The 7277-nt window shown below is 73.0% G+C and carries 10 protein-coding genes and 1 riboswitch; of the genes, 8 read left to right on the top strand and 2 right to left on the bottom strand.

The annotated features are described in order from the left end of the window. The 6 genes from ACSNOK_RS28630 to ACSNOK_RS28605 form a co-directional block, all read left to right on the top strand. A partial coding sequence (locus tag ACSNOK_RS28630; protein ID WP_436783695.1) for an SDR family NAD(P)-dependent oxidoreductase occupies positions 1-981 on the top strand: 981 nt, incomplete at its 5' end. 94 nt (positions 982-1075) lie between these two features. Beyond that, a complete protein-coding gene (locus tag ACSNOK_RS28625) occupies positions 1076-1789 on the top strand; it encodes a sugar phosphate nucleotidyltransferase (RefSeq protein WP_436783694.1) in 714 nt (237 codons plus the stop codon). A 9-nt stretch (positions 1790-1798) separates the two neighbouring features. Then, a complete protein-coding gene (locus ACSNOK_RS28620) occupies positions 1799-2704 on the top strand; it encodes an NAD-dependent epimerase/dehydratase family protein (protein WP_436783693.1) in 906 nt (301 codons plus the stop codon). Then, entirely contained in the window at positions 2701-3369 is a 669-nt protein-coding gene (locus ACSNOK_RS28615) for a spherulation-specific family 4 protein (RefSeq protein ID WP_436783692.1), read from the top strand. Before ACSNOK_RS28620 ends, ACSNOK_RS28615 begins: the two co-directional genes overlap by 4 nt. 83 nt (positions 3370-3452) lie before the next feature. Further along, positions 3453-4475 carry an endo alpha-1,4 polygalactosaminidase gene (locus ACSNOK_RS28610; protein WP_436783696.1) on the top strand — a complete coding sequence of 341 codons (1023 nt, stop codon included), beginning with the start codon at positions 3453-3455 and terminating at the stop codon, positions 4473-4475. 180 nt (positions 4476-4655) lie between these two features. Next, positions 4656-4806, top strand: a riboswitch (cyclic di-AMP (ydaO/yuaA leader). A gap of 7 nt (positions 4807-4813) precedes the next feature. After that, positions 4814-5287, top strand: a complete 474-nt coding sequence (locus tag ACSNOK_RS28605; RefSeq protein ID WP_436783691.1) for a C40 family peptidase — start codon at positions 4814-4816, stop codon at positions 5285-5287. Positions 5288-5450: 163 nt separating this feature from the next. On the opposite strand, the gene ACSNOK_RS28600 is transcribed toward ACSNOK_RS28605, so the two are convergent. Then, positions 5451-5795: a DUF1330 domain-containing protein gene (locus ACSNOK_RS28600; RefSeq protein WP_436783690.1), complete on the bottom strand. Its 345-nt coding sequence runs from the start codon at positions 5793-5795 to the stop codon at positions 5451-5453. Positions 5796-5942: 147 nt separating this feature from the next. On the opposite strand from ACSNOK_RS28600, the gene ACSNOK_RS28595 reads away from it, so the two are divergent. Continuing rightward, positions 5943-6392 (top strand): hypothetical protein, encoded by a 450-nt coding sequence (locus tag ACSNOK_RS28595; RefSeq protein WP_436783689.1) that lies wholly within the window; start codon positions 5943-5945, stop codon positions 6390-6392. Further along, entirely contained in the window at positions 6377-6922 is a 546-nt protein-coding gene (locus tag ACSNOK_RS28590; protein WP_436783688.1) for a GNAT family N-acetyltransferase, read from the top strand. Before ACSNOK_RS28595 ends, ACSNOK_RS28590 begins: the two co-directional genes overlap by 16 nt. On the opposite strand, the gene ACSNOK_RS28585 is transcribed toward ACSNOK_RS28590, so the two are convergent. Next, positions 6904-7277 (bottom strand): YchJ family protein (locus ACSNOK_RS28585; protein WP_436783687.1); only part of this gene is annotated, 374 nt, incomplete at its 5' end. The genes ACSNOK_RS28590 and ACSNOK_RS28585 overlap by 19 nt on opposite strands.

Below are 7277 nucleotides of genomic sequence, written 5' to 3'. Positions count from 1 at the left end.
GCCGTCACCGGCGCCGAGGGGTTCATCGGATCGCACCTGGTCGAGGCGCTCGTCGCCGACGGCCACAAGGTGCGGGCCATGGTGCAGTACAACTCCTTCTCGTCTTACGGCTGGCTGGAGACCCTTCCCGGGGAGACTCTGGACGCCGTCGAGATCGTCCTCGGCGACGTCCGCGACCCCGGCTCCGTCCGGGACCTGGTCAAGGGCGCCGACACCGTCTACCACCTGGCCGCGCTGATCGCGATCCCGTACTCCTACCGCGCCCCGCACAGCTATGTGGAGACGAACGTCACCGGCACCCTCAACGTCCTGGAGGCCGTACGCCACCTGGACATCCCGCGCCTGGTCCACACCTCCACCAGCGAGACCTACGGCACCGCGCGGACCGTGCCGATCAGCGAGGACCACCCCATCAACACCCAGTCCCCGTACGCCGCTTCCAAGGCCGGCGGCGACCGGCTCGCCGACAGCTACCACGCGAGCTTCGAGACGCCCGTCGTCACCCTGCGCCCCTTCAACACCTTCGGCCCGCGCCAGTCCATGCGCGCCGTCATCCCCACGGTCATCGGGCAGGTCGCGGCGGGGGAGCGGACCATCACCCTGGGCGACCTGCGCCCCACCCGGGACTTCAGCTACGTCAAGGACACCGTGGCCGCCTTCCGCGCCGTCGGCACCGCGCCCGCCGAGCGCGTCGTCGGCCGCACCTTCAACTCCGGTACCGGACAGGAGATCTCCGTCGGCGACCTGGTCGGCCTGATCGGCAAGATCATGGGCACCGACCTCGACGTCCGCGAGGACACCACCCGGATCCGGCCCGCCGCCTCCGAGGTGATGCGCCTCGTCTGCGACGCCTCCCGGCTGCGCGCCGCCACCGGCTGGGCGCCCGCGCACAGCCTGGAGGACGGCCTCGCCGCCACCGTGGAGTTCTTCCGCGACCCGGCCAACCTGGCCCGCTACAAGACCGGCATCTACAACGTGTGACCGCACCCCCTGCGACCGCTTCCCCCGGTCCACGCCCCGCACCACCGATCCGTCCTTGTACGCCAGTCACCTCACCCGAGAGGAAACGGCACCCATGCACGCAGTGATCCTCGCCGGAGGCAAAGGCATCCGGCTGCGCCCCTACACCACCGCCCTGCCCAAGCCGCTCGTGCCCATCGGCGACCAGCACGCGATCCTGGAGATCGTGATGCGGCAGCTGGCCGGTGCCGGCTTCCACAGCTGCACCCTGGCCATCGGCCACCTCGGGCACATCATCCGCGCCTACGTCGGCGACGGCTCCCAGTGGGGCCTGCGCGTCGACTACACGACGGAGGAGAGTCCGCTGGGCACCATGGGCCCGCTGCTCACCATGCAGGACCGGCTGCCCGAGCACTTCCTGGTGATGAACGGCGACGTCCTCACCGACCTCGACTTCGCCGACGTCCTGCGCGCTCACCGCGCCTCCGGGGCGCCGCTCACCATCGCCACGTACGCCCGCAAGGTCAGCATCGACTTCGGCGTGCTGACCACCGAGGCCGGCCGGGTCACCGGTTTCACCGAGAAGCCCAGCATGGACTACCGCGTCTCGATGGGCGTCTACGGCGTCTCCCGCGACGCCCTGGCCCGCTACACACCCGGCCTGCCGCTCGGCTTCGACGAGCTGGTCCTGGACCTGCTCGCCGCCGGGACGCCGCCGAACGCCTACGAGTTCGAAGGCTACTGGCTGGACATCGGGCGCCCCGACGACTACGACCGGGCCAACGCGGAGTTCTCCCACCGCCGCGACCTGCTGATCAAAGGAGCGTGAACGACCCGCATGCGGATCCTCGTCCTGGGCGCGACCGGCTTCCTCGGCCGGCACGCCGCCGAGCAGCTGCGCGCCCTCCCCGGCGCGCGGGTGCTCGACGGCGGCCGGTCGCCGGGCTCCGCCCTCCCGTGCGACCTGGCCGGCGCCGACGCCGCCGACCTGGCCGTCGCCCTGCGCGGGGCGGCCCCCGACGCCGTCGTCAACTGCGCGGGAGCCACCGGCGGCAGCGCCACCGTCCTCACCGCCACCAACGCGCGCGGCCCGGCCGTGCTCTGCGAGGCGCTGCGGCAGGCCGCCCCCAGCGCCCGGCTGGTGCACCTCGGGTCGTCGGCCGAGTACGGGGCGGGAGGCGGCGCCCGCTCGCTCACCGAGTCCGCCCCGGCCGCCCCGCTCGGCCTCTACGGGGCCACCAAGCTCGCGGGCACCCTCGCCGTCACCGGCTCCGGGCTCGACGCGCTCGTCCTGCGGGTGTTCAACCCGCTGGGCCCCGGCTCCCCGCCCGGGTCACTGCCGGGCCGGCTGGCGGAGGGGATCCGCGAGGCCGGGCCGGACGGCGTCGTCCGCACCGGCGACCTCTCCGCGCACCGCGACTTCGTCGACGCCCGCGACGTCGCCCGGGCCGTCGTGCTCGCCGTCACCGCTTCCGAGCCGGTGACCGGCGTGCTCAACATCGGCAGCGGCACGGCGCGCACGGCCCGCGAGGTCGCCGAGGGGCTGGCGCGGGCCGCCGGTTTCCGGGGGCGGTTCGCCGAGGACGGCGCCGGGTCGCCGCGCTCGGCGGCGCTGGCCTGGCAGCAGGCCGACGTCACGGCCGCCGAACGGACCCTCGGCTGGCGTCCCGAGCACCCGTTCGACACCACCCTCGCCGACCTCTGGGCCGCCGCCCGGACCCCGTCGGCGGGAGTGTCCCGGTGACAGCGCCGCCCGGCGGCCGACGGCTGCTGGTGCCGCTGTACGTCCACCCGGCGGTGGACCCCGGGGCGTGGGCGGCCCTGCTGCGGGCCGCCCCCGCGCTGCGCGGGGTCGTGCTCAACGCGGCCGACGGCCCGGGGCGGCGGCCCGACCCGGCGTTCCGCGACGCGGCCGGCCGGCTCCGGGACGCGGGGGTCCCGGTGCTGGGGTACGTGGACACCGGCTACGGGCGGCGGTCCCTCCGCGCGGTGCTGACGGACGTCCGCCGGCACCGCGGCTGGTACGGCGTCGACGGGGTGTTCCTCGACCAGGCGCCGACGGCACCCGCGTTCCTGCCCCGCTACCGCCGACTCGCGGCGCTGGCACGGGTGTCGGGGGCCCGTACGGTCGTGTTCAACCACGGGACGCACCCGGACCCCGGGTACGCCCGGATCGCCGACCTGCTCGTGACCTTCGAGGGACCCTGGGAGGCGTACCGCACGGCCGCCGTCCCCGCCTGGACGAAATCCCATCTCCCCTCCCGCTTCTGCCACTTGGTCTACGGTGTGCCGCAGGAGCGGGCCGACCACGTGTCCCGCACGGCCGGTTCGCGCGGTGCCGGAGTGCACTGCGCGGTACCGGGAAGGGGAGAGAATCCATGGCAGACCGCACCACCGCCGGACGCCTGAAAGCCGGCCCTCCGCGGGGCGAGTACCCGAAACCGGCCGGCAGCCGGCGCGGAGGGACCCGCCGGGCCCTCGGCGCCGGGGCCTTGACGGCCGCGGCCCTCCTCGTCGCCGTCGGCTGCTCGGCCTCGGGGGACCGGGAAGGCGCGGACCGGGCCGACGGGCCGGACGACGACGGGACGCCGAGTGCCTCGGCCGAGCACCGGCCCGGCGGCGAGGCGGGCGCCGGCCGTGCCGGGGGCCCGGGCGGGCCGGACCGGACGCCGGGGAAGCCCCGCCGGGGCGGGGGCTCCACGCCGTCCTCCGGCGGGCCGTCCGCCGCGCCGTCGACGCCGGAGGCCGGCTCGTCGTCCGGTCCGTCGTCCGATCCTTCGTCCGGCTCTCCGTCCGGTTCTTCCGCCGGCCGGGCGCGCTGGCAGCCGCGCCCCGGTACCCGCTGGCAGTGGCAGCTCGACGGGAAGGTCGACACCTCGGTGGACGTCCCCGTCTACGACATCGACGGTTTCGAGAACGACGCGGCGACCGTGGAACGGCTGCACGCCGACGGCCGCAAGGTCGTCTGCTACGTCAACGTGGGCGCGTACGAGGACTGGCGGCCGGACGCGAAGAAGTTCCCGGAGTCCGTGCTGGGCGAGGACAACGACGGCTGGAAGGGCGAGAAGTGGCTCGACATCCGGCGGCTCGACGTCCTCGGGCCCATCATGGCGGAACGTTTCGACATGTGCCGGAAGAAGGGGTTCGACGCCGTCGAGCCGGACCTGACCGAGGGGTTCAGAAACGAGACCGGCTTCCCCCTCACCGCCGCCCACCAATTGGCGTTCAACCGGATGGTCGCCCGGCTCGCCCATGAGCGCGGCATGGCCGTCGGACTGAAGAACGACCTCGACCAGATCCCGGAGCTCGTCGGCGACTTCGACTTCGCCGTGAACGAACAGTGCGCCGAATTCGGCGAATGCGACAAACTGTCGCCGTTCGTGCGGCGCGGCAAGGCGGTGTTCCACGTCGAATACAAGCTGGAACCGGGGGAGTTCTGCGGCCGGGCCAAGAATCTGGGGCTCAGTTCGATGCAGAAGAGACTCGGTCTCAGTTCCTGGCGTCGCCCCTGCTGAGAGGGGGTGGTACCGCCGGAATCAAACCCTCCGGCGAGCGTGAAGAACCTCACAGAACGCCGTTTCGACACCGGATTTCGCCGGTGGATGGTGCAGGATCATGCACCGAACGACCAAGAACCCGTCACAGAGGCGGGCGACCCGGGCGGACGCCGAGTCCTGCCGCCGCTCCGGGTGCGGACCGGATACACGCGGATCGGCAGGAGCGGGAGACCCAGGCAAGACGGACCACGATGGCGGTGGTTCTAGGGGTGAAGCCACATGGTGGCCGGGCAACTTTGTCAGCCCGAACCCGACAGGTCATCTTTCGCAGGCGGATGACGAAGGGCTTACTCGGCATGTCTGCGCTGCCTCGAATACCCGCGCTCATCTCCCGGGCCGGAACCGCATCGGCCCTCACCGCCGCCACCGTCGCGGCGTCCGTCCTGCTCCCCGGCATGGCCGGCGACGCCCAGGCGGCCACCCCCGGCTCCAAGGCCGTCAAGGTCGCGGCGTCCAAGAAGGGCTCCCCGTACCAGTGGGGTGCCACCGGGCCCAACCGCTTCGACTGCTCGGGCCTGACGCTCTACTCGTTCAAGAAGGCCGGCAAGAAGCTGCCCCGCGTGGCCGCCGACCAGTACAACGCCACGCGGCACATCTCGCGCGGCTCCCGCTCCGTCGGCGACCTGGTGTTCTTCCACTCCGGCAGCAACGTCTACCACGTGGGCATCTACGCGGGTGGCGGCAAGATCTGGCACGCTCCCGGCACCGGCAAGAAGGTCCGCCTGGAGAAGATCTGGACCAACAGCGTCTGGTACGGCCGCGTCCGCTGACGCCTTGGCGTCGCGACGCCGTGACGCCGTGACGCTGTGAAGACGCACCACCGGGGCCGACGCTCGATCGGCGGCGCCGGCCCCCGCTTCCGCATGACCCCTCACCAGGGCTCCGGCGGCCTCACCCCCGCGTCGAGGCCGCCCCACCCCGCCATGGCGGCTCTCACTCCGCCATGGCGGCCCGTATCGCCGAGGCCTTCTCGGCGGGGTGGTACCCGGACGGCACTCCCTCGGCCAGCAGGACGGTACCGAGGACGTGCGGCGTCCGGAGCGGGATCAGCTCCCGGTACGCGGGCGAGTCGTACCACTCCCGGGCCCGCGCCAGGTCCGGGAACTCGATGAGCACCAGGTCCCCCTCCCACGTCCCCTCACGGACGTCCAGCTCCCCGCCGTGCACCACGAACCGGCCCCCGAAGGGGTCGAGGGTGTCCTGGATCCGCTCGACGTACTCGACGACGTCCTGATGCGGGACGCTGCTGTGGAAGTGACCGAGGGCGTAAGCGGGCATCGTCGTCTCCTGACCTGGTGGCTCGGCGGCTCGTCGTGAACCCCACTCTGTCGCGCCGCGCGCGGCGGGGCCATTACCCGAAAGGTCATGGCCGGGAGCCTCGGGGACTCCCCGCCCCACCGCCAACAACCGCCCGGCTGCCCGCGTATGAGGGCGTCGAGAGACGGTGCGCCGCCGACGCGGGTCGTCGCTACCAGGTGCGCCCGCGAACTGGCCGTCTTCCGGGACAACTCCGCCCGCGAACCGCTCGACGACGCCTTCCACTTCCTCTTCCGTGTCCACGGCCTGGTGAACGCCGTGGTGGGCGACGAACCGCACAGCGCGCCGGAGGCGATGGAGACGGCCATCACACAACTCGGGTACCAGGGCCACCCGTTGAAGAAGTCCGACAAGCACGCGGCGGAATGGCAACGGCAGCGCCAACGACAGGAAGCCGATGTCGTGCCCGCGGAGTCGGGCATGGAAGGCCCTGGCGAGCGCCTCCCTCGGCACCCTCCCTCTGCGCGAAGCGCTGACCAGCACCGGGGGAGCAGGGGAAAACCCGATGTCGCCCCGCTTCGGCGGGTGATAGGCATCCGCCCATGGACGATCTCGTGACAGCCCGCCTCATCCTCCACTCCCTCACCGTCCCCGAGGCCGAGAACATTGCCGCCGAGCGCCCCGAGCGGCTCCCGCACTGGGTGCCCGGTTACCCGGAGGAGGACGACGTCAGGGCCTCCCTCCGGTTCCTCGAGGCGGTGGCGGAGTACGGGCCCGGGCGGCATCCGGGGGCGTACGAGATACGGAGCCGGGAGGACGGGCGGGTGGTCGGAGGGCTGGACTTCCACGGGCCTGCCGACGAGGACGGGGCCGTCGTCGTCGGCTACGGACTGCTGCCCGCCGAGCGCGGCAAGGGGTACGCCTCCGAGGCGCTGCGCGCCGCGCTCGCGGCGGCGCGGGCGCGGGGGATCCGCCGGGTGAAGGGCGATGCCGACCACGACAACGTCCCCTCCCACCGCGTCATGACGGCCGCCGGGATGCGGAAAGTGGGAGAGGACGAGAAGGTGACGTACTACGAGACCGCGTGGGAGGGCGACGCGGTCGCCGGCGCCGGGGAGCCGGGGGCGCGTCAGGCGGCGTCCACGTAGACCCAGGCACCGTCCTCACGGACGAAACGGCTCAGTTCGTGCTGCGCGTCCTCGTGACCGCGCACCACGCAGTGGGCGCGGAACTCCACCGTTCCCTCCTGGTGGAAGGCCGTGCCGGCCTCGGTGCCGAGGATCTCCAGGCCCGTCCAGCGCACTCGCGGGTCGAGGTCGAGCGACGCGGGCCGGGTGGTCGAGTGCCAGGTGCGCAGGAGGTACGCCGCGTCGCCGACGGCGAAGGCGCTGTAGCGGGAGCGCATGAGGCGCTCGGCGGTGGGGGCCTGCTTGCGGCCGTCGTGGAAGGCGCCGCAGCAGTCGCCGTAGGGGGCGTCGAGGCCGCAGGGGCAGGGGGTGGTGG

Source organism: Streptomyces sp. URMC 126, from assembly GCF_051386555.1.
GTDB lineage: Bacteria > Actinomycetota > Actinomycetes > Streptomycetales > Streptomycetaceae > Streptomyces.
This window is presented reverse-complemented; position numbering and strand designations above follow the sequence as displayed.